This is a genomic window from Micromonospora sp. ZG13, assembly GCF_059359355.1.
In genome coordinates, this window is the sequence record NZ_JCADBQ010000017.1 from 18,815 (window position 1) to 42,364 (window position 23,550).

At 74.4% G+C, this 23,550-nt stretch carries 13 protein-coding genes; 4 read left to right on the forward strand and 9 right to left on the reverse strand.

Going from position 1 to position 23,550, the window contains the following annotated elements; genetic code table 11:
• Nucleotides 1–12 precede the first annotated feature (12 nt).
• The 8 genes from AC5L34_RS25505 to AC5L34_RS25540 all read right to left on the reverse strand — a co-directional run bounded on the left by AC5L34_RS25505 (nt 13) and on the right by AC5L34_RS25540 (nt 15,966).
• A complete protein-coding gene (locus AC5L34_RS25505; protein WP_494827281.1) occupies nt 13–2,067 on the reverse strand; it encodes an amino acid adenylation domain-containing protein in 2,055 nt (684 codons plus the stop codon).
• A complete protein-coding gene (locus AC5L34_RS25510) occupies nt 2,064–4,940 on the reverse strand; it encodes a type I polyketide synthase (RefSeq protein WP_441177339.1) in 2,877 nt (958 codons plus the stop codon). Before AC5L34_RS25510 ends, AC5L34_RS25505 begins: the two co-directional genes overlap by 4 nt.
• A complete protein-coding gene (locus AC5L34_RS25515; protein WP_441177340.1) occupies nt 4,937–8,401 on the reverse strand; it encodes a non-ribosomal peptide synthetase in 3,465 nt (1,154 codons plus the stop codon). Before AC5L34_RS25515 ends, AC5L34_RS25510 begins: the two co-directional genes overlap by 4 nt.
• Nucleotides 8,401–8,667: a phosphopantetheine-binding protein gene (locus AC5L34_RS25520; RefSeq protein ID WP_089000111.1), complete on the reverse strand. Its 267-nt coding sequence runs from the start codon at nt 8,665–8,667 to the stop codon at nt 8,401–8,403. Before AC5L34_RS25520 ends, AC5L34_RS25515 begins: the two co-directional genes overlap by 1 nt.
• Nucleotides 8,667–10,931, reverse strand: a complete 2,265-nt coding sequence (locus tag AC5L34_RS25525) for a beta-ketoacyl synthase N-terminal-like domain-containing protein (protein ID WP_441177341.1) — start codon at nt 10,929–10,931, stop codon at nt 8,667–8,669. The genes AC5L34_RS25520 and AC5L34_RS25525 overlap by 1 nt, the downstream gene beginning before the upstream one ends.
• A complete protein-coding gene (locus tag AC5L34_RS25530; protein ID WP_494827284.1) occupies nt 10,924–14,151 on the reverse strand; it encodes a non-ribosomal peptide synthetase in 3,228 nt (1,075 codons plus the stop codon). The genes AC5L34_RS25525 and AC5L34_RS25530 overlap by 8 nt, the downstream gene beginning before the upstream one ends.
• A gap of 205 nt (nt 14,152–14,356) precedes the next feature.
• Complete coding sequence (locus AC5L34_RS25535; protein ID WP_441177343.1) at nt 14,357–15,196, reverse strand: aminoglycoside phosphotransferase family protein; 840 nt, start codon at nt 15,194–15,196, stop codon at nt 14,357–14,359.
• A gap of 5 nt (nt 15,197–15,201) precedes the next feature.
• The gene (locus AC5L34_RS25540) at nt 15,202–15,966 is read right to left on the reverse strand and encodes a LuxR C-terminal-related transcriptional regulator (protein WP_441177344.1); all 765 of its coding nucleotides are present in this window, start codon (nt 15,964–15,966) and stop codon (nt 15,202–15,204) included.
• A 532-nt stretch (nt 15,967–16,498) separates the two neighbouring features.
• Here AC5L34_RS25540 and AC5L34_RS25545 point away from each other — a divergent pair.
• The 4 genes from AC5L34_RS25545 to AC5L34_RS25560 all read left to right on the forward strand — a co-directional run bounded on the left by AC5L34_RS25545 (nt 16,499) and on the right by AC5L34_RS25560 (nt 20,357).
• Nucleotides 16,499–17,746, forward strand: a complete 1,248-nt coding sequence (locus AC5L34_RS25545) for an MFS transporter (protein WP_441177345.1) — start codon at nt 16,499–16,501, stop codon at nt 17,744–17,746.
• A 179-nt stretch (nt 17,747–17,925) separates the two neighbouring features.
• Nucleotides 17,926–19,122 carry a M23 family metallopeptidase gene (locus AC5L34_RS25550; protein ID WP_441177346.1) on the forward strand — a complete coding sequence of 399 codons (1,197 nt, stop codon included), beginning with the start codon at nt 17,926–17,928 and terminating at the stop codon, nt 19,120–19,122.
• 168 nt (nt 19,123–19,290) lie between these two features.
• Nucleotides 19,291–19,995, forward strand: coding sequence for a hypothetical protein (locus AC5L34_RS25555; protein ID WP_441177347.1), 705 nt, complete (start codon nt 19,291–19,293; stop codon nt 19,993–19,995).
• Complete coding sequence (locus tag AC5L34_RS25560) at nt 19,992–20,357, forward strand: winged helix-turn-helix domain-containing protein (protein ID WP_441177348.1); 366 nt, start codon at nt 19,992–19,994, stop codon at nt 20,355–20,357. The genes AC5L34_RS25555 and AC5L34_RS25560 overlap by 4 nt, the downstream gene beginning before the upstream one ends.
• Before the next feature lie 24 nt (nt 20,358–20,381).
• On the opposite strand, the gene rph is transcribed toward AC5L34_RS25560, so the two are convergent.
• On the reverse strand, nt 20,382–22,979 hold the full coding sequence (rph, locus tag AC5L34_RS25565) for a rifamycin-inactivating phosphotransferase (RefSeq protein WP_494827287.1): 2,598 nt from the start codon (nt 22,977–22,979) through the stop codon (nt 20,382–20,384).
• Nucleotides 22,980–23,550 lie beyond the last annotated feature (571 nt).

Here is a 23,550-nt window from a genome sequence, read left to right on the forward strand (position 1 = left end):
GTGCCGCCGTGCTCATCGGCCCCTGGCCCTCGACAGCCCGGCGGCGGCTTCGACGGGTGCCGCCCGCCGGCGGACCCGGGCCGTCGGCGCGGGCAGGGCCCGCCGGTCGACCTTGCCGTTCGCGGTCGCGGGCAGCTCCGGCAGGGCCACGTACCGCAGGGGCACCATGTGGTCGGGCAGTTGCCGCGCCAGGAACGCGCGCAGCGCGGGCTCGGCCACGGCGTCCGGGTCGGCGTCGCGCTCGGCCACCACGTACGCCACCAGCGTCGCGGCGGCGCCCAGGTCGTCGCGCAGCAGCACGACGCTGTTGGCGACGAGGGGGTGCCGGTTGAGCACCGACTCGATCTCGCCGAGTTCCACCCGCTGCCCGCGGATCTTCACCTGGGTGTCGATGCGCCCGCCGTAGTGCAGGTGCCCGTCCGGCGACCACCAGGCCAGGTCGCCGGTGCGGTACACCCGCTGCGGCCACCCGGCGACCGCCACCTCGACGAACCGCTCGGCGGTCAGGTCCGGTCGCCCGGCGTACCCCCTGGCCAGGCAGTCCCCGCCCAGGACCAGTTCCCCGGGCATGCCCAGCGGGGCCAGCTCGCCGCGCTCGTCGAGGACGTACGCGGCGACGTTCGCGATCGGCCGGCCGATGGGGACGGTGTCCTCGGGCTCGGGGCGGCGGCACGGCCAGGCGGTCACGTCGATGGCGGCCTCGGTGGGCCCGTACAGGTTGTGCACCTCGACCTGCGGCAGCGCCGCGGTGAGCTTGTTGACCAGCTTCGGCGGCAGCGCCTCCCCGCTGCAGATCACCCGGCGCAGACCGGCGCAGCGGGCCAGGCCGGCCTCCTCGACGAAGAGGGCGAGCATGGACGGCACGAAGTGCACGGTGGTCACCGACTCGCGGGCGACGACGTCGACCATCTCCTGCGGGTCGCGGTGGGCCTGTGCCTCGGCGGTGACCAGCGTCGCGCCGGTCATGAACGCCCACAGCAGCTCCCACACCGACACGTCGAAGGTGTACGGGGTCTTCTGCAGCACCACGTCGCCGGGGCCGATGCGGTACGCGTCCCGCATCCACACCAGCCGGTTGGCCAGCGACAGGTGCGTCATCTGCACCCCCTTGGGCGCCCCGGTCGAGCCGGAGGTGAAGATGACGTACGACAGCCCCTCGACGACCTCCTCCGGCGCCCGGTAGCCACGCCAGTCGACGGGCGCGGCGGGCAGGTCGCCGCCGGTCAGCGGTCGTACGGGCACGGACGGCTCGCCGCCGGAGCCCAGCGCGGCCCGCCCCGCGTCGTCGGCGAGCACCAGCGCGGCGTCGGCCGCGCGGAGCATGAGGTCCAGCCGCGGGCGCGGGTGGGACGGGTCCAGCGGCAGGTACGCGCCGCCGGCCAGCAGGACACCGAGCACCGCGACCACCATCTCGGGGCTGCGCTCGGTGCACAGCCCGACCACCGACCCGGTTCCCACGCCCTCGGCGCGTAGCCGCCCGGCCAGCGCCGCCGCCTCGTCCAGCAACTCGCGGTAGCTGCGCTCGCGTCCGTCCCCGCGCAGCGCGGCTGCCTCCGGGGTGCGCTCCGCCTGGCGGCAGATCGTCTCGTGCACGGGCGTGCGCGGCGCGGGGGTGGGCGCCGGGTTGAATCCGAGCAGCGTGCCGCGCTCCACCGGGCCGACCAGCGCGGCCTCCCGCACCGGCCGGTCCGGATGGGCGGTGAGCCAGGCGCGCAGGGTGTCCAGGCGCTCCCGCAGGTACGCCGGCTCCCCTTGCTCGCGGGCGAACCGGACCGGCACCCCGCCGAGGACCGCCGACGCCCCGGCGACATCCGTCCCGGGCGTGGCCAGCAGGACGTCCACGGCACCGCCCGGCGGGGGCGGGTCCGCCGCGCCGGCCGCGACGACGGCATCCGGTCGCAGGCGGCGCGCCTGCTCGCGTACCCCCGTCAGGGTGCTGTCGGGGGACACCCGCACCAGGACGTCGCCGCGCGGGCCGCGCACCGCGACCGAGGTCGCGCCCGACAGGCGGTGGCAGAGCACGGCCGCCACCGCCGCGACCAGATCCAGCTCGTCGCGGCCGGTCACGCCGTCACCAGCCCGGCCAGCGCGCGCGGCGTCGGATCCGCCGACAGCGCGTCGGCGGGGATGCGTACCCCGAACCTGCGCTGCACCTGGCTGATCATGCGGATGAACAGCAGCGACTCGCCGCCGAGGGTGAAGAAGTTCGCGTCCGGCCCGATGTCGGCGCAGCCGAGCATCCTGCCCCACAGCTCCATGATCTCCTTCACCACCTCGTCCTCGCCGGTGGCGGCGGGCTGCGGCGCCGGTTCGGCGACGGCCGCGCCCGGTGGTGGCGGCGCGGCGTCGAGCCAGTGCCGGGTGCGGGCGAACGGGTACGTGGGCAGCGGGACCCGCCGTGCGTCGCTGTCGCCGCGCACCGCGGCCCAGTCGACGGACGCCCCGGCGGTCCACAGCCCGCCGAGCCCGGCGAGTACGTCGCCGGCGTCGGCCCGCTCCGTCGGCCGGGGTTGCAGGGCGAATCCGGGCGTCCGCGACCCGCCCTGCCGGGCCATGCCGGTCAGCGCGGTGCCCGGCCCGACCTCGACCAGGACCGGGTCGGGCAGGCCCAGACCGGTCAGCAGCGCGTCGTGGTAGCGCACCGGGCTGCGCAGCTGCGCGCCCCAGTAGCCCTCGGTGCGCGGCAGCCCCTTGCCCAGCAGCATGCCGTCGACCGTGCTGATCACCGGGACGGTCCGGGGCCGCCGGGCGACGCCGTCGGCCTCGGCGCCGAGCAGCCGCGCCGCGTCGGCCATCATCCGCGAGTGGAAGGCGCGCTGCGCGGGCAGTGCCCGGCAGTGCACCCCCGCCGCGTCGAGGCGTTCCCGCAACGCGGCGAGTGGCGCCACCGGCCCGGCCACCACCGTGAACTCGGGGGCGTTGCGGGCGGCGACGTCGAGGTCGTCCAGCCCCGCGAGGTGCTCCTGGAGGGCCGACGGTGGCGCGAGCACGGCCAGCATGGCGCCCTCGGGCGCGTCCTGCATGAGCCTGCCGCGGGTCGCGACCAGGCGCAGCATGTCGTCGGCGGCCAGCTCGCCGGCCAGCGCCGCGGCCGCGAACTCGCCGACGGAGTGACCGATCAGTGCCGCCGGGCGTACGCCCCACGACACCAGCAGCCGGCCGAGCGCGAGCTCGTGCAGCGCCAGCGCGGGCTGGGTGACGTCGGTGCGGTGCACGAGCCCGTGCGGGTCGTCGTCGACCAGCACGTCGCGCAGGTCCAGCCCCAGGAGCGGGGCCAGCAGCGCGGCGCCGCGGTCGAGCTCCGCCCGGAAGGACGGGAAGCGGTCGTAGAGGCCCCGCGACATGGCGGGGAACTCGGCCCCCTGGCCCGGGAACAGGAACAGCACGCTGGGCCGGCGCGCGGCCTCGCGTACGGGCGCCCTGCGCAGCCGGGTCAGCGCCGCCGGGACGTCGCGCGCGGCGACCGCGAGGCGGTGCGTGAAGTGCCTGCGGTACGTCTGCGACGTCAGCGCGACGTCGGCGACGGCCAGGTCGGGGCGCTGACGCAGGTGCTCGCTCCACTGCTCGGCGGCCGCGTGGACCGCCTCCGGGTCGCGCCCGGACAGCACGATCAGCTCGGTGCGACCGTCGGCCGCCCCGGGACCGGACCCGGCCGGGCCGTCGGCCTCCTCCAGCACCACGTGGGCGTTGGTGCCGCCCAGACCGAAGGAGCTGACCGCCGCCCGGCGCGGCCCGTCGGCGTCCCACGGGCGGGCCACGGTGTCCACCGTGAACGGGGTCGACCCGTCGAGCAGCTCGGGGCGGGCCTGCTTGAGGCCGGCCAGCGGCGGGATCTGCCGGAAGTGCAGGGCCAGCGCGGCCTTGATGAGCCCGGAGACGCCGGCGGCCGCGTCGAGGTGGCCGACGTTGGCCTTGACCGAGCCGATGGAGCACGCCCGCGCGCCCCGGCGGAACACCTCGCCCAGCGCCGCCAGCTCGATCGCGTCGCCCACCTCCGTGGCGGTGCCGTGCGCCTCCAGGTAGCCGACGGTGGCGGGATCGACGCCGGCGGCGGCGTACGCGCGGGTCAGCACGTCGATCTGTCCGGCGACGCCGGGCGCGGTGTAGCCGACCTTCATGCCGCCGTCGTTGTTCACGGCCGACCCCTTGATCAGCGCGTAGACGGTGTCCCCGTCGCGGCGGGCGTCCTCGGCCCGTTTGAGCGCCACCATGGCGACGCCGTTGCCGGGGACGGTCCCGGCGGCCGAGGCGTCGAAGGGTCGGCAGGCGCCGTCCGGCGACATGATGCCCTTCGTCTCGTAGAGGTAGCCGGCCTGTTGCGGCACCGCCACGCAGGCCCCGCCGGCGAGCGCGACGTCCGAGTCGCCCGTACGCAGGCTCTGGCAGGCCAGGTGCACCGCCACCAGCGACGTCGAGCAGGCGGTCTGCACGGTCACGGCGGGACCGCCCAGGTCCAGCCGGTACGCGACCTTCGCGGCGAGGTGGTCCTTCTCGTTGCCCAGCACCACCGAGAGCAGTCCCTGGGTGTCGACGAGGCCGGGGTGCGGGTACACGTGGTGCAGCGCGTAGTAGTTGAACCCGGCCCCGGCGAACACGCCGACCCGGCCGAAGGGTCGCCCGGTGGCCGAGCCGGCGGACTCCAGGGCGGCCCACGCCGTCTGCATCAGCAGCCGGTGCTGCGGGTCCATGGTCTCGGCCTCGCGCGGCGTGATGCCGAAGAAGGCGGCGTCGAACAGGTCCGGGTCGGCCAGCACGCCGCGCGCCGGCACGTACGCCGGGTCGTCGAGCCGCTGCGCGGGCACGCCCGCCGCCAGCAGCTCCCCGCGCGTCAGCTCACTGATCGTGATCTTCCCGGCGACCACGTTGGACCAGTACTCCCAGACGTCGGCGGCACCGGGGAACCGGCCCGCCAGGCCTACGATCGCGATGTCGCCGTTCATGAGGATGCGCCTGCTCCTTCGGTCTGTGCGTGCAGATGCCGGGCCAGCGTCTGAACGGTGGGGAAGCGGTAGAGGTCGGTCAGCGGGATGACCCGGCCGGCCAGCCGCTGCTGGAGCAGCCGGCGCACGATCGCCAGCCGCAGCGACTCGCCGCCGACGTCGAAGAACGCCTCGTCGACGTCGAAGTCGTCGGTGCCCAGCGCCTCCACCCAGGCGCCCGTCACCAGCTCCTCGAACTCGGCCAGCGACGCCGAGCGCGCGGCGGGCGCCGGTTGCGCCGCCGCGCCGGTGCCCGTCGCGGCGTCGGGCGGCGGCGCCCCGGCCAGCGCGGCCAGGGCCCGCAGGTCGACCTTGCCGTTGCGGTCGAGCGGGAACTCGGCCACGGTCACCCACTGCTGCGGCCGGGCGTAGGGGGCCAGCTCGGCCTCCACGGCGCGGCGCACGGCGTCGGCGTCCAGGCCGTCGGGCGCGGGCTTGAGGGCGGCGCAGAGGCGTACGCCCGTGACCGGGTCGCCGGTGGTGAACACCACCGCGTCGCGCACCCCGGGTCGCGCCCGCAGCCTGCGCTCGACGTCGACCAGCTCGACCCGGTGCCCGGCGATCTTCACCTGGCGGTCGTTGCGGCCCAGGAAGCGCAGCTGCCCGTCCGCGCCCCAGCGCACCAGGTCCCCGGTGCGGTACAGGCGCACCGGCGGATCCCCGTGCCGCACGAACGACGCGTCGGTGCGGGCGGAATCGTCGAGGTAGCCGTCGGCGAGGCCGGTGCCCGCCGTGCGCAGCTCGCCGATCGCGCCCGGCGGGACGGGGCGCCCCGCCGGGTCGACCACGTGCAGGTCGGTGCCGCGAACCGGCGCGCCGATCGGCAGCGGGTCGGGCGTCGCGTCGGCGTGCTCGACGGACCAGGTCGTGGTGAACGTGGTGTTCTCGGTGGGGCCGTAGCCGTTGGTGACGCGTAGCCCCGGGCAGGCCCGCAGCACCCGGCGTACGTGCGCCGGGGAGACCACGCCGCCGCCGGTGAACACCTGCCGCAGCCCGGCGAACGCGTCCGGACGGTGGTCGGCGACCAGGTGGAACACGCCGGAGGTCAGCCAGGCGTGCGTGACGTCGGTGGTGTGCAGGAACTCGGCCAGGCCGCTGGGCGTCGGCTCCCCGGGCGGGAACACCACCACCGTGTCGCCGTTGGCCAGCGACACCAGCAGCTCCAGTGTGGACGCGTCGAACGCCAATGGCGACAGTCGCAGCATCCGCATGCCCGCCCGGTCGGCGAACAGCCCCGGGTCGTCGGCCAGCCGCAGCACCGCCCGGTGCGGGACGACCACGCCCTTGGGCACCCCGGTCGAGCCCGAGGTGAAGGAGACGTACGAGGTGCGCGCCGGGTCGGTCGGGGCCGCGCCGAGCGGGTCGTCGTCGCCTTCCGCGCCCCCGGGCCGCGCCACGCGGTCCGCGCCGGCCGGGGCGCCCGGGCGGTCCAGGTCGGCCAGGGCGCAGTCGGGGACGGTCGCGTACTCCGGGCCGGCCGGGGCCGCGCCGAGGCGGGCGCGCGGCGCGACGGTCGCGGCCAGGTGCGCCCGCCACTCGCCGGTGGCGTGCTGGTCGACCGCGACGTAGTGCGCGCCCAGCCGCAGCACGCCCAGCACCGCCACGGCCTCGGCGGCCGAGCGCGGCAACTCCAGGAGCACCGCGTCGCCGGCCCGTACCCCGCTGGAGTGCAGCAGCCGCGCCTGCGCGACGGCGCCGTCGTGCAGTTCGCGGTAGGTCAACGTGCGCCCGGCGTGCGCGTCGACCAGCGCGATCCGTTCGCCCGCGGATCGCGCGTGCGCCGCGAAGCGGCTCCACACGTCGTCGGCCGTGTCGTGCGACCCGCCCGTGCCCAGCGCCCGCAGCCGCGCGCGCTGCCCCGCCGACAGGGTGGTGACGTCGCGCAGGGCGGCGCCCGGCCCGGCGGCCAGCTCCCGCAGCGCCGCCTGGAACGACTCGGCCAGCTCGCCGGCGTCGGCGGCGGTGAGCGCCGACGTCGCGTACTCCAGGGCGAACCGGGGACGGTCCGACCACGACTGGAGGTAGAGCAGCGCGTCGAACACCGCGCCGTGGCAGTGGCCCTCGTGCACCCGCCAGGCGCGGCCCCCCGCGACCAGCTCGTCGGGCACCAGCTCGTGGTGGGCGGCGAAGCCGAGCTGCGCCAGCGGGTTGCGGCCCGGGTCGGTGGCGACGTCGAGCCCGGAGACGACCCGCTCGAACGGCACGTCGGCGTCGGCCGCCGCCTCGGCCAGCGACGCGGCCACGGCGCGTACGTAGTCCTGCGCGTCGACGTCGTCGCCCGCCGCGCAGCGCACCGGGACGACGCGGGTGCACAGGCCTACGATGCCGGCCATGCCCGCCTCGAACCGGCCCGCCGCCGGCACCCCGAGCACCAGGTCGGTCAGGCCCGCGTGGCGGGACGCGGCCAGCGCCCACGCCGCCATGGCCACCGACGTCACGGTCACCCGACAGTGCCGGGCCAGCGCGGTCGCGGCCCGCGTCGTCGCCGCGTCGAGGTGGAAGCGCAGGCGCGCGCCGTGGCCGTCGGCCTCGACGACCGGGGGCAGGTCCGTGGGGAGCGTGACCGTCCACGGCGCGCCGTCCAGCCGGGCCGCGACCCGCGCCAGCGCGCCGTCCAGCGCCCCGGACGCCTCCTGCGCGGCCAGCCGCGAGCAGACCCAGTCCGGCGACGGCGTGGGGCCGGTCGGGCCGGCGGCGGCGTAGAACTCGGCGAACTCGCGCCAGAGCACCCCGATGCTCCAGCCGTCGGCGACCGTGTGGTGCACCAGCAGGGTGAGCAGGTCGCGCCGCCCGGCGCGGGTCAGCACGAAGACGACCGGCGGCTGTGCGAAGGGGCGCAGCAGCCGCGCGGCCGAGCGGCCGTACAGGTCGTGCACGGCGCGTACCGGGTCGTCGTCGGGCAGCGTCTGGTGCAGCAGCCGCGGCTCGTACGGCGCGGGCAGCACGATCCGCGCCTGACGCGGGTCGCGCACGAAGAGCGTACGCAGCGCCTCGTGGCGGGTCGTCAGCTCCCGCAGCGCCGTCCGGGTGCGGGCTTCGTCGAGCGGCCCGTCCGCCTCCAGCGTGAACATCAGGTGGTACGGCGCGTCGCGCTCGAGCAGGTGCGCGGCGAGCATGGCGCGCTGGCCGGGCAGCAGTTCCAGCTCGGCCGGCCGGCGCGCGGCCACCGGCGGGGCGGTGTCCACGTGCGCCACCGCGCCGGCCAGCGCCCGCGCCAGCGGCAGCACCGACAGCAACCGGGCGCTGTCCACGTGCGCCCCCAGCTCGCGCTGGCCGAGCGAGACCAGCGCGATGGCCTGGAGCGAGGTGCCGCCCAGCCCGACGAACGATTCGGTGGCCGCCGCGTCGCGCAGCCGCTCGGGCGCGAGACCGAGCACCCGCGCGGCGAGCGGCGTCCAGGCGGAGAGATCCGGGGCGGCCATCACACGGTCTCCGCCACCGGCTTGTCCAGCGGCACCTGGCCCGCGACGTCCCGCAGGTCGGCGAAGCGGGGGTTCTCCAGCACGTGGCCGAACATCACCGCGAGGTTGAGTTCCTGGCGGATCAGGGTGCTCAGCCGCAGCGCGCTGAGCGAGTGGCCGCCGAGGTCGAAGAAGTCGTCGTCGTCGTCGACCGTGTCGACGCCGAGCACCTCCATCCAGAGCTGCTCGAACTCGCCCACCCAGGTCCGGTCGTGTACGTCGCGCATCAGTGCTGCCTCTCTGAGTCCAGTCGGGTCGCGGGGGCGTCCAGGTAGTGCCGGGTGGCCGCGAAGGGGTAGGTGGGGGCAGGCAGCCGGCGGCGGCCCGCGTCGTGCACGGGGTCCCAGGCGCCGGCGAGGCCCCGCTGCCACAGCGCGCCGACGATCGCCAGCAGCCGGGCGTGCCGGTCGGTGGGCAGCGCGGGCGCGTCCGGGTCCAGGTGCGCGGTGACGCTCGTACCGACCTCGATCCAGAGCGCCCCGTCGAGCTGCGGCGGCGCCGTCGGCGCGAGCGGCTCGGCCGCCCGCGCCCGCCAGTACGCGAGCGCGTCCGGCCCGTTCGGTGGCTGCCCGCCCGGCACGTGCACGGGCAGGTCGGCCGGGCCGAGCCGGAGGCCGTCGACGTCCGCGCCGCACACCAGCGCCAGCGCGTCCGCGACGGACATGACCCCGGCCACGACCGCGCACGCCACGGCGCCGAGGCCGGCGCCGGCCAGGGCACGTGGGGCCACGCCCCGGCTGCGCAGCGACCGCGCCAGGCCGACGCAGGCCAGCAGCCGGGTGCACCGCTGTCGTACGGCCTCGTCGAGGTCCCGGTCGCGCAGCAGCGCCACGCCCTCGTCGACGACCCGGCGGTACACCGGGTCGGCGTCGTAGTTGGGCCGGTTCCCGGTCAGCTCGCCGGCGCCGGTGAGGTGCAGCGCCACCCCGCGCGCCCGCGCCCTCGCGTCGACCTGCCGGGGCACGGCCGGCGCGCCGTACGACCCGGTCAGGAACGCGGCCCGCCACGGCAGCTGTGCCCGGCCGGTGCGCAGCGTGTACGCCAAATCGGCCAGCTCGCCGGGCGCGCTCTCCGCCACGCAGGCGACGGTGCGGTCCAGGCTGTCCTGCGCCACGGCGGCGGTCTTGGCGGAGACCAGGACCAGCTCGGTGACGTGGCGGCGCGACCGGGGCCGGGCGGGCGGGGCCTCCTCCAGCACGACGTGGGCGTTGGTGCCGCCGATGCCGAAGGCGCTCACCCCGGCCCGGCGTACGCCGTCGATCGGCGCCCAGGGCCGGGCCGTCGCCGGCAGCTCGAACACGGAGCCGTCCAGCCGAACCGCGGGGTTGGGCGTGGCGAGGTGGGCGATCGGCGGGACCACGCGGTGCTTCAGCGCCAGCACCGTCTTGATCAGGCCGATCACTCCGGCGGCGGTGTCCAGGTGCCCGACGACCGACTTGGCCGCGCCGAGCGCGCAGGGCGCCCGGTCGGGCCGGTCGCTGTCGAAGACCTGCCGCAGCGCCGCCACCTCGATCGGGTCGCCGAGCGCGGTGCCGGTGCCGTGGGTCTCGACCAGGCCGACGCTGTCCGGGTCGACGCCCGCGACGCCGATCGCCGCGGAGATCACGTCGGCCTGGCCGGTGGGGCCGGGCGCGGTGAAGCCCGCCTTGCGGGCACCGTCGTTGTTGACCGCCGAGCCGCGGATCACGGCGTACACGGTGTCGCCGTCGCGCAGCGCGTCGTCGAGCCGCTTGAGCACCACCACGCCCGCGCCGTCGCCGGGCACGGTGCCGTCGGCCGCCGCGTCGAACGTCCGGCACCGGCCGTCGGCGGAGAAGATCCCGCCGGGCTCGTGCAGGTGCCCGCGCCGCGTCGGCGGGGCCACCGTGGCGCCCCCGGCCAGCGCCATGTCGGCGTCGTACGTCAGCAGCGCCTGCACGGCCTGGTGCACGGCGACCAGCGACGTCGAGCAGGCGGTCTGCACCGTCAGCGCCGGGCCCTGCAGGTTCAGCTTGTACGCGATGCGGGTGCCCGCGAAGTCCTTGTCGCTGCCGATGATCAGCCCCAGGCCGCCGGCCGCCTCGACCGCGCGCTCGTCGGGCCACACGTTGTCGAGCAGGTAGACGTTCAGGCCGGTGCCGACGTACACCCCGATCCGGTTGCCGTCGGTGGCGACCGGCGGGTGCCCGGCGTGCTCCAACGCGGCCCAGGCGCACTCCAGCAGGATCCGCTGCTGCGGGTCCATCAGCGCGGCGTCCGACGGCGAGTAGCTGAACAGCCGGTGGTCGAAGCGGTCCGCGTCGTGCAGTACCGCCCGGGCGGGCACGAAGTCGGGCCGCTCCACCATGTCCTTGGGCACGCCCCAGCCGAGGAGCTGCTCGGGGGTGAAGAAGGTGACCGCGTCGATGCCGTTCACCACGTGGTGCCAGAAGAGGTCCAGGTCGCGTCCGGCGCCGGGGACCCGCACGGCCATGCCGACCACGGCCACCGCGCCGTCGTGCGGCTCAGCCACGGCGACCTCCCGTGGTCCGGCGCCGCTCCGCCAGCAGGGCCCGTCCCCGGTGACGCTGCGCCACCCGCGCGTCGGCGACCACCGGTGCCGCCCGTTGCAGGTGGGCGGCGCAGCCGGCGACGGTGCCGGCGCGGAACAGGTCCGTCACGGATACCTCCAGTCCCTCGTCGGAGAGCCGTTGCTGGAGTGCGATCAGCGCGAAGCTGTGCCCGCCCAGGTCGAAGAAGTTGTCGTGCAGCCCGACGTCGGCCCGGTCGAGCACCTCGCTCCAGCAGGCCCGGATGCGCTCCTCCAACCCGGTGCCGGCGGTGTGCCCGCGCGGTGCGGCGGGCACGGTGGTGCTGCGGGCGGCCCGGCTGTCGGCCAGCAGGCGGGCGGTGTCCACCTTGCCGTGCGCGGTGAGCGGGACCGCCGCGACCGACAGGATGCGCGACGGCACCATGTACGCCGGCAGCGTCGCCCGGACGTGGGCGCGCAGCTCGCGTTCGGCGTCGGGGCCGAGGTCGCCGACGACGAAGGCGGCCAGCTCGTCGTTCTCCGCCGCGACGGCGCACGAGCGCACCGCCGGGTGGGTCAGGAACGCGCTCTCGACCTCGGCCAGCTCGACACGGTAGCCGCGCAGCTGCACCTGGGTGTCGTTGCGGCCGAGGTACACCAGGTTCCCGTCGAGGCCCCACCTGACGACGTCGCCGGTCCGGTACATCACGCCCCCGCCGTACGGGTCGGGCAGGAAGCGCGCCTCGGTCAGCTCCGGGTTGCCCACGTAGCCGTGCGCCACGAGCACACCGCCGCAGTACAGCTCGCCGGGCACGTTGCGGCCGGTCGGCCGCAGGTCGTCGTCGAGGACGTAGCAGCGCCCCGACGGCAGCGGCACACCGATGGTGCCCTCCCTGACCCGGGCCAGCTCCGCGGTGGGCGCCTCGAAGATCGTGACGTGGATGGTGCCCTCGGTGATGCCGTACATGTTGACGAAGACCGCGCGCAGCCCCGTCGCGCCGGCGACCAGCGACGCGACCCGCGACCAGCTCAGCGCCTCGCCGCCGAGGACGACGTAGCGGATGGGGGAGACCTCGTCGGCGTCCAGCAGCCGCAGGTACGGCGGCAACAGCCGGTAGAGCGCGCCGGGGGTCTGGAACAGCACGGTGACGCCCTCGCGGCGCACCAGCGCGGCCAGCCGCTCGCGGTCCACCAGGTCGGCCTGGTCGGCGACGACCAGTCGCCCGCCGGTGCTCAACGCGCCCCACATCTCCCACACCGAGGCGTCGAACGAGAACGAGCTGGCGGCCAGCCACACGTCGTCGGCGGTGACATCGAGGCCGGCGGGGGTCGGGTCGTTCAGCGCGTCCAGGCCGCCGTGCCCGACCATGACGCCCTTGGGCACCCCGGTGGAGCCGGAGGTGTAGATGACGTACGCCTGTTCGCCGGGCCCGGGGAGCGTCGGCGCGACCACGGACACCCCGTCGAGGGTGTGCGCGTCGGCCAGCCGGATGGCGCGGCCCCGTGCCAGCGCCCCGGCGGTGTCGGCGGTGGCGGCCTCCACCAGCATGACCGGCAGGTCGGCGTTGGCCGTGATCAGTTCGAGGCGCTGTCGCGGGTACTCGGGATCCAGCGGAACGTAGACGCCGCCGAGCTTCCACACGCCCAGGATCGCCGCGACGATCGCGGGGGAGCGGCGCAGCAGCAGCCCGACGTGGTCGCCGCGGCCCACCCCCCGGTCGGCCAGCCCGGCCGCGATCCGCCCGGCCCACCGGTCCAGCTCGGCGTAGGTGACCTCCACGTCCCGATGGCGTACGGCCACCGCGTCGGGGGTGCGCGCCACGTGCTCGGCGAAGCGGCGCAGCACCGACGGGTGCTCGGCCGGCCGCCGCGTGACCGGCGGGTTCATCCCCTCGGTCAGCAGCAGCCGCTCCGCCTCGTCCACCATGCTCGGCTCGGCGTCCGGCCCGTCGACGACCGACCGCAGGAAGGTCAGGTAGTGCGCGAGCAGCGTCGCGACGGTCTCCGGGGTGAACAGCTCGGTGCTGTACTCGGCCCGCAGGAACGGCGTGGCGGTGGAGACGTCGAGGGCCAGGCCCAGGTCGAACTTGGTCACGTCGACCTCGACGTCGACCTCGGTGAGCGTCACCCCGTCGAACTCGGGGAACGCGAAGGGGAAGTTCTGCACCGTCAGGGAGGTCTGGAACAGGGGCGCGTGGCTGAGCTGTCGTTCGCCGACGGTGGCCGCCACGATCTGCTCGAACGGCACGTCCTGGTTGGCGAACGCGGCCATGCTGGCCCGGCGGGCCCGCTCGACCAGCTCGGCGAAGCCGGGCCGGCCGGACAGGTCGAGCCGGATCGGCAGCGTGTTGACGAGGCAGCCGACGACGCGCTCCTCGGCCTCGTCCATCCGGTTGGCCACCGGCACCCCGATGACCACCTCGTCCTGGCGGGCGTAGCGCGACAGCACCGAGGCGTACGCGGCGAGCGTCACCGTGAACAGCGTCGTGCCCCGCGAGCGGGCCCACGCGGTCAGGCGCTCGACCAGCCGTGGCTCGACGGGGCGGCGCAGCACCGCGCCGTCGGCGCGGAGCACGCTCGGCCGGGGAAAGTCGGTGGGCAGCGCGAGCTGCGGGACGTCGCCAAGCTCGGCGCGCCAGAAGTCCAGCCCGGAGCTGTCACGCTCGAAGCAGTCGCGTTGGCGCTGCGCGTACGCCAGGTACGACTGCGCCGGTTCGGCGTACGCGGCGGGCGTCCCCGACAGCGCCGCGTGGTACTCGGCCGCGAGGTCGCGCAGCAGCAGCCCCACCGACCAGCCGTCGCAGGCGATGTGGTGCACCAGCACCGCGAGGGTGTGCTCGTGCGGGCCCCAGGAACGCAGGAAGGCGCGCAGCACCGGGCCGTCGCCGAGGTCGAACGGGCGTCGGGCCTGCTCGGCCACCAGGGTGTGCAGGAAGGCCTCCTGGATCTCCCGGTCGGCCCACGCGCCCGTCTGCACCTCGACGTGCGCGTGCGGGGTGGGCGACACCCGCTGGGTGAGTACGCCGTCGACCAGCGCGAATGTGGTGCGCAGCGCGTCGTGCCGGGCGACCACGCGGGTCAGCGCCGCGCGCAGCGCCTCGGGCCGCAACGCCCCGTGCAGGTGGACGGCGAACGCCACCACGTACGCCGGGTTGCCGGGCTGGAGCTGGTTGAGGAAATAGAGGCGTTCCTGAGCGAAGGAAGCACGACCGGTACGAACCATGGCTCGATGGTGGTCTGTGCGACGTCCCGCCCGGCAGAGCGAGCTTCCCCGCCTGAGCAGGGAAAACCTCCCGGTCGGGTGCCGGACACCCCACCCCCACCCCGGGACGCGGCGCGGCCCCCGGTCCGACGGGGTCAGCCGTCGGACCGGGGGCCGGTCGGGGTGTGTCGGGGCGGCCGCGCGGGACCACCCGGTCGGGGAGTGCCTAGTACTCGCCGCGCCCGAAGGCGGCCAGCTCCGCGGAGTGTCCCGGGTTGCTGACGTACGTCGCGCCGATCGGGGCGGTGACCCGGCACCACGCGTCGAGCCGTGCCACGTCGATGCCGGCCGCCGCGGCCAGCTCGTCGCGCCGGCGCAGCATCTCCGCGCGGTCCAGGCCCTCCAGCACGTAGTCGACCGCGTCGAAGCACGGGTCGCCGGCGCAGGCCATCGGGTCGATGGCGACCAGGCCCTTCGCGCCGCCGGCGAGCACGTTGCCCAGGTGCAGGTCGCCGTGCAGCAGCACGGTGGCGGTGGGTGCGGCGAAGAGGTCGTCGCGCAGCCGCTTCGACCCGGCGAGGTCGGCGCCCCGCCGCGTCGCCGAGTTGAACAGCACGTCGATCCAGTCCTCCAGCCGGCGCGGGGCGGCGGCCGGGTCACCCGCGCCGTGCAGGTCGTTGAGGAACGCGGCGTACTCCTGCGGCGACGGCGGTCGCGGCATCTTCTCCACCAGCGTGCCCGGGTGGATCGACTCGAGCAGCACCGCGCCCTTCTCCGCCGCCAGCACCGCCGGCACCCGCCCGCTGGGCGCGAACTGGCGCAGCATGTCGACCTCCTCGCGTACGGCGTAGCTGTCGGGCGACAGCTTCAGCACCGCCTCGCCCCGCGGGTGCCGGCACCGGAACACCACCGAGGAGTTGCCGGACTTGACCGGCTCGCCGAGGTCGAGCTCCCATCGCGCGACGAGCTCGTCGAGGCGTCGGGTCAGCGTGCCGACCCAGCGGTGCGCCGCCCTGCCGAACCGCGGCTCCAGCCGCTTCGCGACGGCTTCCAGATCCAGGGTCATCCCGCTCACCTCTCCGTCGATCTCGCGCCGGCGTACGCGGCGGAGCCGCCCGCCGCCGGCAGGGGGGTGCCGCCGTGCGCCCGGACCGACGGGGCGCCGCCGCCGGGCATCGGGTGGGAGCCCGGCCCGTACGACCCGACGCGCTCCAGCCTGGCCTTGCGGGCGACCTCGATCGCCTCGTGCCGGTCCGACACGTTGAGCTTGCTGAAGATCGTCGAGATGTGGTTGCTGACCGTCTTCGGAGACAGGTTCAGCCGGGTGGCGATCGCCCCGTTACGCATGCCGGACGCGATCAGCTCCAGCACCTGCCGCTCGCGCGTGGTCAGCTCCGGGAAGAGCTGCTGGTTGCGTGGCTCCCGCCCGAGCTGCCTGACGAGCTGGTCGGCCACGCGGGGGCCGAGGATCACCTCGCCCGTCGCCAGGCCCCGGACCGTGCGGACGATCCCGTCGCCCGGGCAGCTCTTGAGCACGTAACCGCGGGCGCCTGCCCGCATGGCCGCGAAGACCGACGCCTCGTCCTCGACGGCGGTGAAGACCAGCACCGCGGTCGACGGTGACATCCTGGCGATCTCCTGCAACGTCACCCCCACCTGGAAGCCCGGCAGTTCGACGTCGAGCACGAGCACGTCGGGGCGCAACGACGCCACCGACCGCATCGCATCCCGCGTGGTGCCCGCCTCGGCCACCACGGTCACCTCAGCCGAGGGCGACAGCAGGGCGTGCAGGCCTCTGCGTACCACCGGCTGGGCGTCGGCCAGCACAACTGTCACGGCGCGACGTTTTGCGCCGTCCGCGACGTCTCCCGGTTCCCGACTCATCGTATGAGCCGGTTCCGGGGTCGAGCCAACGCTGACCATTGCCACACCCCACCCGTCCTAACTGGTTCCGCGACGCCTCCCGGTCCGGAAGGCGTCGCGGAAGCGCCGACCATGATCGGCGTGAACATTCTGACGGGCAATAGAACAACACATGAACTCGGTGCGACGACAGCCATGTCAATCATCTGACGCATTTCCCGCGACCAATTAAATGAAAAGCGTCGAAGGCGATTCTCGGTCTGAATGAGGCAGGCCGCGACAGAACGGGAATGCCGGGACGAGGCGCCCGAAGGCCTGCTCCCGCAGCCACGGAGGGCCGACCCGGCCGCCCCGGCTAGCGCATCGCCCGCCGGGCGTCCACGGGAGACCTTCCCTGGTCAGCCGGGAAGTCGTCCCGTGCGCTGTCCGCCGTACGCCCTGTCCCGCCCGGCGTCTTCGCCCGGAGGATTGACGCGACCGATCCATCACACCAGGATGTGCAAATATGCCGTTGTCTCGACTGCTCGATTATTCGTCGCGTCTGGTGCCGGCCGATCCGCTGCGCAGGAAATTGATCGCGATCCGGCTGGCCGAATCGATCGGCAAGGGAGTCTTCCTCAGCGGCAGCGTCGTCTACTTCACGCTTCGCGTCGGGCTCGACGCCCGACAGGTCGGTCTGGGCCTGTCGGCGGCGGGGCTGTCCGCCTTCATCTCGTCGGTCCTGTTCGGCGTCGTCGCCGACCGGGTGGGCGCGCGCCGGCTGCTCGTCATCCTCTTCGCCGCGCTGGCGGTGGGCTTCGGGCTCTACACCCTCGTGGACGGCGCGACCCACTTCTTCGTCCTGGTGGTCGCCGTCGGCTTCCTCGAGTACGGCACCGGCCCGACCAACGGCGCCCTCGTCGGCAACCTCGTGCCCGCCGAGGAGCGGGTCAAGCTCAAGGCGATGATGCGGTCGGTGTTCAACATCGGGTTCAGCATCGGCATCGGCGTGGCGGCCGTCGCCGCGCTCGACCAGCGGCTGCTCGTGCTGATCCCGCTCAGCACCGCCGCGCTGATGGCCGGCGCCGCGCTGCTGGTCACCCGCCTGCCCGACGTGCCGCCGCGTCCCGTGCCGGTGGGCTTCAAGCGCTTCGCCGCCGTACGCGACCCGCGCTTCCTCGCCGTCATCGGCGTCTCGACGGTGCTCGCCTCGCACGTCACCGTCATCCTGGTCACGATGCCGCTGTGGGCGCTCAACCGCACCTCGCTGCCGCACTTCCTGGTCCCGCTGCTGCTCATCTTCAACACGGTGTTCGTGATCCTGTTCCAGGTGCGGGCCAGCCGTGGCGCGGACACCGTCGAGGGCGCCGGCCGGCTCGCGCGGCGCTCCGGCTACTGGCTGGCGGGCGGCTGCGCCGTCATCGCGGTGAGCGCCCTCGGCGACAACGTCGTACTGGTCTGCGTCGCGATCGTCGCCGCGGTGCTGATCCTGTCGGTGGCCGAGGTCATGCAGGCGGCCTCGGGGTGGGGCCTCGCGTTCGGCCTCGCACCCGAGCACGCGCAGGGCGAGTACCTGGGCGCGTTCGACCTGCACGTGATCACGCAGAACATCGTCGGCCCGGCCGCGCTGTCCGGCCTCGTCATCGCCTTCGGCTTCTGGGGCTGGCTCGGCATCGCACTCGCCGCGCTGGCGGCGTCGGCGCTGATCATCCCGGTCGCGCACCGCAGCCGGGCCACCCTCGTCCCCGAGGCGGCCACCGCGACCGGCTCGTAGCCGCCGCCACGGGCAGGGCGTGCCGCCGCCGGCCGGGTCGTCGGCCGGCGGCGGCACGGGCGGGCGAAACATACTTTCATTGCCGGCAGGTCAACATGTAGACAATCTTCTACGTTCTGTCTATCGTCAGCACCACTTAGCGATGTCCTTCGATTTGAAAGAGGTCGTCAATGGTGCACATGAGACGATGGGCCGGCATCGCCACCGCCCTGCTGGCGACGGAGCTCCTGGTCGCGGGCACCGCCGCGCACGCCGCCCGGCCCACCCCGGATCCGGTCCGCGTGAGCGTCGAGGACGCCGTGGCCGCCAAGCTGCGCGCACAGGTCGACGCCACGGCGGCGGAGCACGCGGACAGCCCCGCGGCGGAGGACGCCGAGAGCTCCGAGACCCGCGTGACCGTCACCCGCAGGAACGGCCAGTGGGCCTTCGGTACCGCCGTCGCCGTCACCACCCACGAGAAGGACGTTCACCCGACCGGCGCGATCTTCATCGCCCGCGCCGAGGCCGGAACGTGGCGGGTGAACTTCGACGGTGAGGCCGGCTTCAGCGAGCTGGCCGCCGAGTCGCCCCTGGTGAACAAGCAGGAGAAGGCGACCTTCACGCGTACGCCGGGCACCATGTACGCGGGCGGCGACTACCGGACCGGGATGGCCCTGCCCTTCGCGGTCGGCCAGACGTGGACGCTGACCAGCGGCCCGCACGGCTGGGGCGGCTACGAGGCGCCGTACAGCTCGATCGACCTGGCCGGCGGCGACCAGGTGGTCCGCGCGGCGCGGGCCGGCACGGCGTACACGATGTGCACGGGCTGGATCCGGGTCATCCACGACCGGGGCTACTCGACCGACTACTACCACCTGTGGAGCAGCATCTCGGTCAACGGCGCCGCCGTCGGCCAGGGCGCCTACCTGGGCTACACCGGCACCGACGTCACCTGTGGTGGCGCGGCGTCCGGCCGGCACGTCCACTTCGGGCTGCGGCAGAACAGCGCGTACGTGCCCATCGCCGGCCACGGCATCGGCAAGTGGGAGTTCGCCAACGGCGCCTCCGCCTACCAGGGTGGCGCGCGGCACGGCTCGACCTGGCGGGGTGCCGGCGGCGCGCTCTACAACTACGGGGCGCTGGGCTTCAACCAGGCGGTGGTCGACGCCAACGGCGGGGGCGCGGTGAACAAGCGGGGTGGTCCCGGCACCGGCTACGCCCTGCAGGGGTCGGTGGGCGACGGCGCGACCGTCACCGTCTCCTGCTCCGCCAACGGCACCACCCACACCGGGCGGTACGGCAGCACCGCGCTGTGGAACCGGCTGAGCGACGGCACCTGGGTGTCCGACGCCTACCTGTGGACCGGGGTGAACGGCCCAATCAACGGCTGGTGCTGACCGCACCCGACCGAAGCCTCCGAACGCAGGGCCCCCGCCACCTCGGCGGGGGCCCTGCACGCATCCGGGGGCCAACCAGCCGCGACCGTCTCGGACGGGGCGCCGGCCGGGTGGATCCGCGCGCGTGAGGGACTGGCGCCAATAGGTTTGTTATGGAAACCTATTGGCATGACTTCAGATGTGGTTCCTGCCGGCGGCGATCCCCGCCGGCTCCTGGCCGACGTACGCGGCCTCTCCCGCCGGGCACGCCTGGCCCGGCGGGTGACGTGGCTGCCGCTGCTGGTGCTGGCCGTGGTGACCTTCGGCGCGATTCCCGCCTCCGGCGGGGGACCCACGATCGTGAGCGACTGCCGGGCGGCCGACGGCGGTGAGGTGTGCAAGGTCTGGGAGCCGGTCGCACAGCTCTACTGGCTGGTCGCGCTGCTGGTGGCGTACGCGGTGATCGCGGGCGGGTATCTGCGGGTCGCCCGGGCCCGGGGAGTCGACGCCCGGGTGCGGCCGTACGTGCTCACGGGTGTCGCGCTCACGGTCGTGCTGTTCGCCGCCGTCGCGGTCGGCGCCGGCGGGTGGATGGTCCCGGACCCGCAGCTTCTCGACCCGCCCACCTTCGTGCAGGTGCTGTTCCGGCTGCTCACCCCGATCGGCGGGATCGGGCTGGCCCTGCTGGTGCTGGCCTGGCTGGAGCGGCATCGCGCCCTGCTGGCGTTCGCCCTCGCGTACCTGGCAGTGGTGCTGGTGCCGATCGACTTCGGGTGGGGAGCCCACTGGGGCGGCCGGTGGCAGTCCGCGCCCATGCTGGTCATCACGGGCGGCCTGCTGCTGTTGGGCAGCGCCGGCTTCGCGCTCGCCCAGCGGCTGCGGCGGCCCCGATGAGCGACCCGGCCGACACCCCGGCGCCGGACGGGTCCGCGCCCGCGCATCCGGTCACCGACCTCGACGACGTGGTGCACCAGCGGGTCCGCCTCGGCATCCTCACCATCGCGCACGAGGCCCGCCGGGTCGAGTTCGGGTTCCTGCGTACCCAGCTCGAGTTGACCGCCGGCAACCTCTCCAAGCACCTGAGCGTGCTGGAGGCGGCCGGCCTGATCGGGGTGGAGAAGGGCTACCAGGGTCGACGCGGCCGCACCTGGATCACCCTCACCCCCGCCGGCCACACCGCCCTGGCCGAGGAGATCGCACGGCTGAAGGCCCTCATCGCACGGGTCGAGAACACCGGCACCCCGCAGGACCGATGACCACCCGACACGGCCCCCGGCCGATCAGGGCAGGATCTGGACGTACCCGTCGGTGGCGTGCAGGCGGATCCGCTGCCCGTCCCGGATCAGCCTGGTCGCGTTCTCCACCCCGACGAGGGCGGGCAGGCCGTACTCGCGGGCGACCACCGCCCCGTGGGTCATGAGGCCGCCCACCTCGGTCACCAGTCCCTCGATCGCGACGAACAGGGGCGACCAGCTCGGGTCGGTGTAGGCGGTGACCAGGATGTCGCCCGGTTCGAGATCGGCCTCGGCCAGGTCCAGGACGACGCGCGCGCGCCCCTCGACGATCCCGCCGGAGACCGGGAGGCCGACCAGCGCGCCGGTCGGCACGTCGTCGCGCCGGTACGCCCCGGTGATGCCCTCACCCTCCGAGGTGAGCACCCGGGGCGGGGTGAGCGTCCGGTACGACCTGAACGCCTCCTTGCGCCGGTGGATGAGCTGGTCGTCCACCACGTTCGTGCGTACGACGTCGTGCAGTTCCTGGAACGTGAGGTAGAAGATGTCCTCCTTCTCCCGGAGCACGTCGGCCCGTACGAGGCGCTCGGCCTCCGCCAGCAGGGCCTGCTTGTAGACGAGGTAACGGCTGACGATGGCGTACTTCGGGTACTCCCGGTAGCCGATGAAGGTGCGGACCCGGTCGATCATCCGCTTGGTCTCTGCCGCCTTCCGCTCCCCGTCCGGCAGGGCGCGCAAGCGCTCCAGGACCTCCCGTTGCTTCTGCTGCGCCCGCCGGCGTCCCTGCTCGAAGCGCCGCTTGCCGGCACCCGGCTCGAGGTTTCTGATGTTGTCGAGGATGACGGGCACGAGCGTGCCGGGGCGCTCGCTCCAGCGTGGCCTCGTGATGTCGATCTCGCCGACGCCGCGCATGCCGTACCTGTCGAGATATGCCTGGATGGCGTCGCGCGCCTCCCGGCCGCCCGGGAGCTCGACCAGCCCATCCAGGAAGTTGTCGTCCCCGGCCTCCCGCAGGAAGGCCACGACCTGCGGATGCGGGCGGATGACGTCGGCGACGTCCAGGAGCGCCAGCCCCATCTCCGACGTGACGTTGTGGGGCGCGGACAAGGTGAGCGTGTCGGCCGCGTTCCGCTCGCCCAGCCACGCCTGCAACCGCTCGTTGAGCCACCAGGTGGCATCCATCCCCGCCATGATCGCCTGCATGCTCAACGGATCACCTAGGGCGCGCCTGTGCTCCTCGAAGGCCGCCAGGAGGAAGTCGAACAGCGCCGGCCCGGACACCGCCCGGATGTCGCGTCGCAGGGTGGCGATGGACGCCTGGCTGCGTTCGATCAGGTCGGTGACGATGGCCGGATCGGTCTCGATCGGGGCGGGCGCGCCGCCCCCCGGCGGTCCGGCCGGGCCCTGGTCGGGCAGCGACGGAAGGAAGTCGCCCCGGTCGACGACGCTCTGCAGCGCGTCCCGGACCAGCGGATCGGATCGTCCCACCATCTCCAGGAAGCCGGCGCGGCCCGCCGGCGAGGCCAGGGCCCGGGTGGCGTCCACGAACAGCCGCCCACCGGCCTCGTGCATCGGCGCCATGGCGGTCAGCCGCCACACGGAGACGCCCAGGGGCTTCATGGGATCGGTCATCATCTGCTGGTGGCCGACGGAGACGTAGACGCGGTTTCCCGCGTCGCCGGCCTCGGGGACGGGGAACAGCGTGGTGATCGGTCGGCTCTGGACGATCTCGAAGTCGTCGTCGACCAGGCACCATTCGATGTCCTGGGGATGGCCGAAGTGGGCCTCGATCCGCCGGCCCAACCGCACCAGCCGCACGACCTGCGCATCCGTCAGCGCCGGCTGCTCCTGCCGCTCGGGGTCGATCGCCCGTTCCCGCGTCCCGCCGGTCGGCAGGGCGTGGACGGCGAGCCGCTTGGCGGCGATCGTCCTGCCGATGATCTCGTCGTCGCGCACCCGGTAGGCGTCCGCGTTCACCAGGCCGGAGACCAGGGCCTCGCCGAGGCCGAAGCTGGCCTCCACGGAGGCGACCCTCCGGTTGGACGTGACGGGGTCGGCCGTGAACAGGACGCCGGCGGCCTGCGGGAAGACCATCTCCTGCACGACAACGGCCATCTGGACCTCGCGGTGGTCGATGCCGTTGCGCTGGCGGTACGTCACGGCCCGCTCCGTGTAGAGCGAGGCCCAGCACCGGCTGACGTGCTGAAGGACCGCGGCCCGCCCCACGACGTTGAGGTAGCTGTCCTGCTGGCCCGCGAAGGAGGCGGTCGGCAGGTCCTCGGCCGTCGCGCTGGAACGCACGGCACAGGCGGTTCGCTCGCCGAGGTCGCGGAGAGCCCCGACGATCGCCGCGGCCACGTCGTCGGGGAGGACGGCCCCTTCGATGCTCCGGCGGATCTCCGCGCTGAGCGTACGGATCGCCTCCCGGTCGTCCGCGTCCAGGCGCGACAGCCGATCGAGCAGCTCGTCTGCCGAGGGCACTTCGGCCATGATCCGCCGGAAGGCGTGCGTCGTCACGCAGAAGCCTGCCGGCACCCGTACGCCGTCGATCCGCGACAACGCCCCCAGGTGCGCGCCCTTGCCGCCCACGACGGCGACCTGCTCCTCGTCGACCTCCCGCAGAGCCGACACGTAATGCGCGGTCATCGCGATACCTCCGGGGCGGCCGTCCCGCGTCGCACGCCACCGGCCGGGCGGCGGATCGCCGACGGCTCCGATCCGGCCGGCCACCGTGCCCATTCGGGCGACGGGCATCTCCGCGATTCCGCGCCGGCCGGCCGTGCCCGCATCCCCGATGCCACCAGCGATTCGACGCCACCGCGATTTCCGTCAGTCGGCACCAACACCTGCACGTCGTGCCCCATTTCTTCGGTTGATCCGGGTCCGGCCGACGATTCTGCGGCAAGACCCGGGTCTTGCCGCAAGCCCCCGGGTGCGATATACGTTTAAGTGGGATCGAGTTCCCTTTCGTTTTCCGCCGCGCACTGAAACCATTTCGCGAAAATGGCGCGGGCGGTGTCATCCAGACTTCGGAAACGCACCCGATGCGGACGCCGTGCCGGACGCCCCGACCAGTTCGTGGACGGCGAGCGGCACGGCGTGGGTCCCGGAGGTGACCGGTGGTGGTCCTCCGGCGTCGGCCGCGGTCCCGGGAGCAGGGGCGTGACACCAGGCGTACGGGACCGCACGGTCGAAGGTGCGCGCACCCGCGTACGCC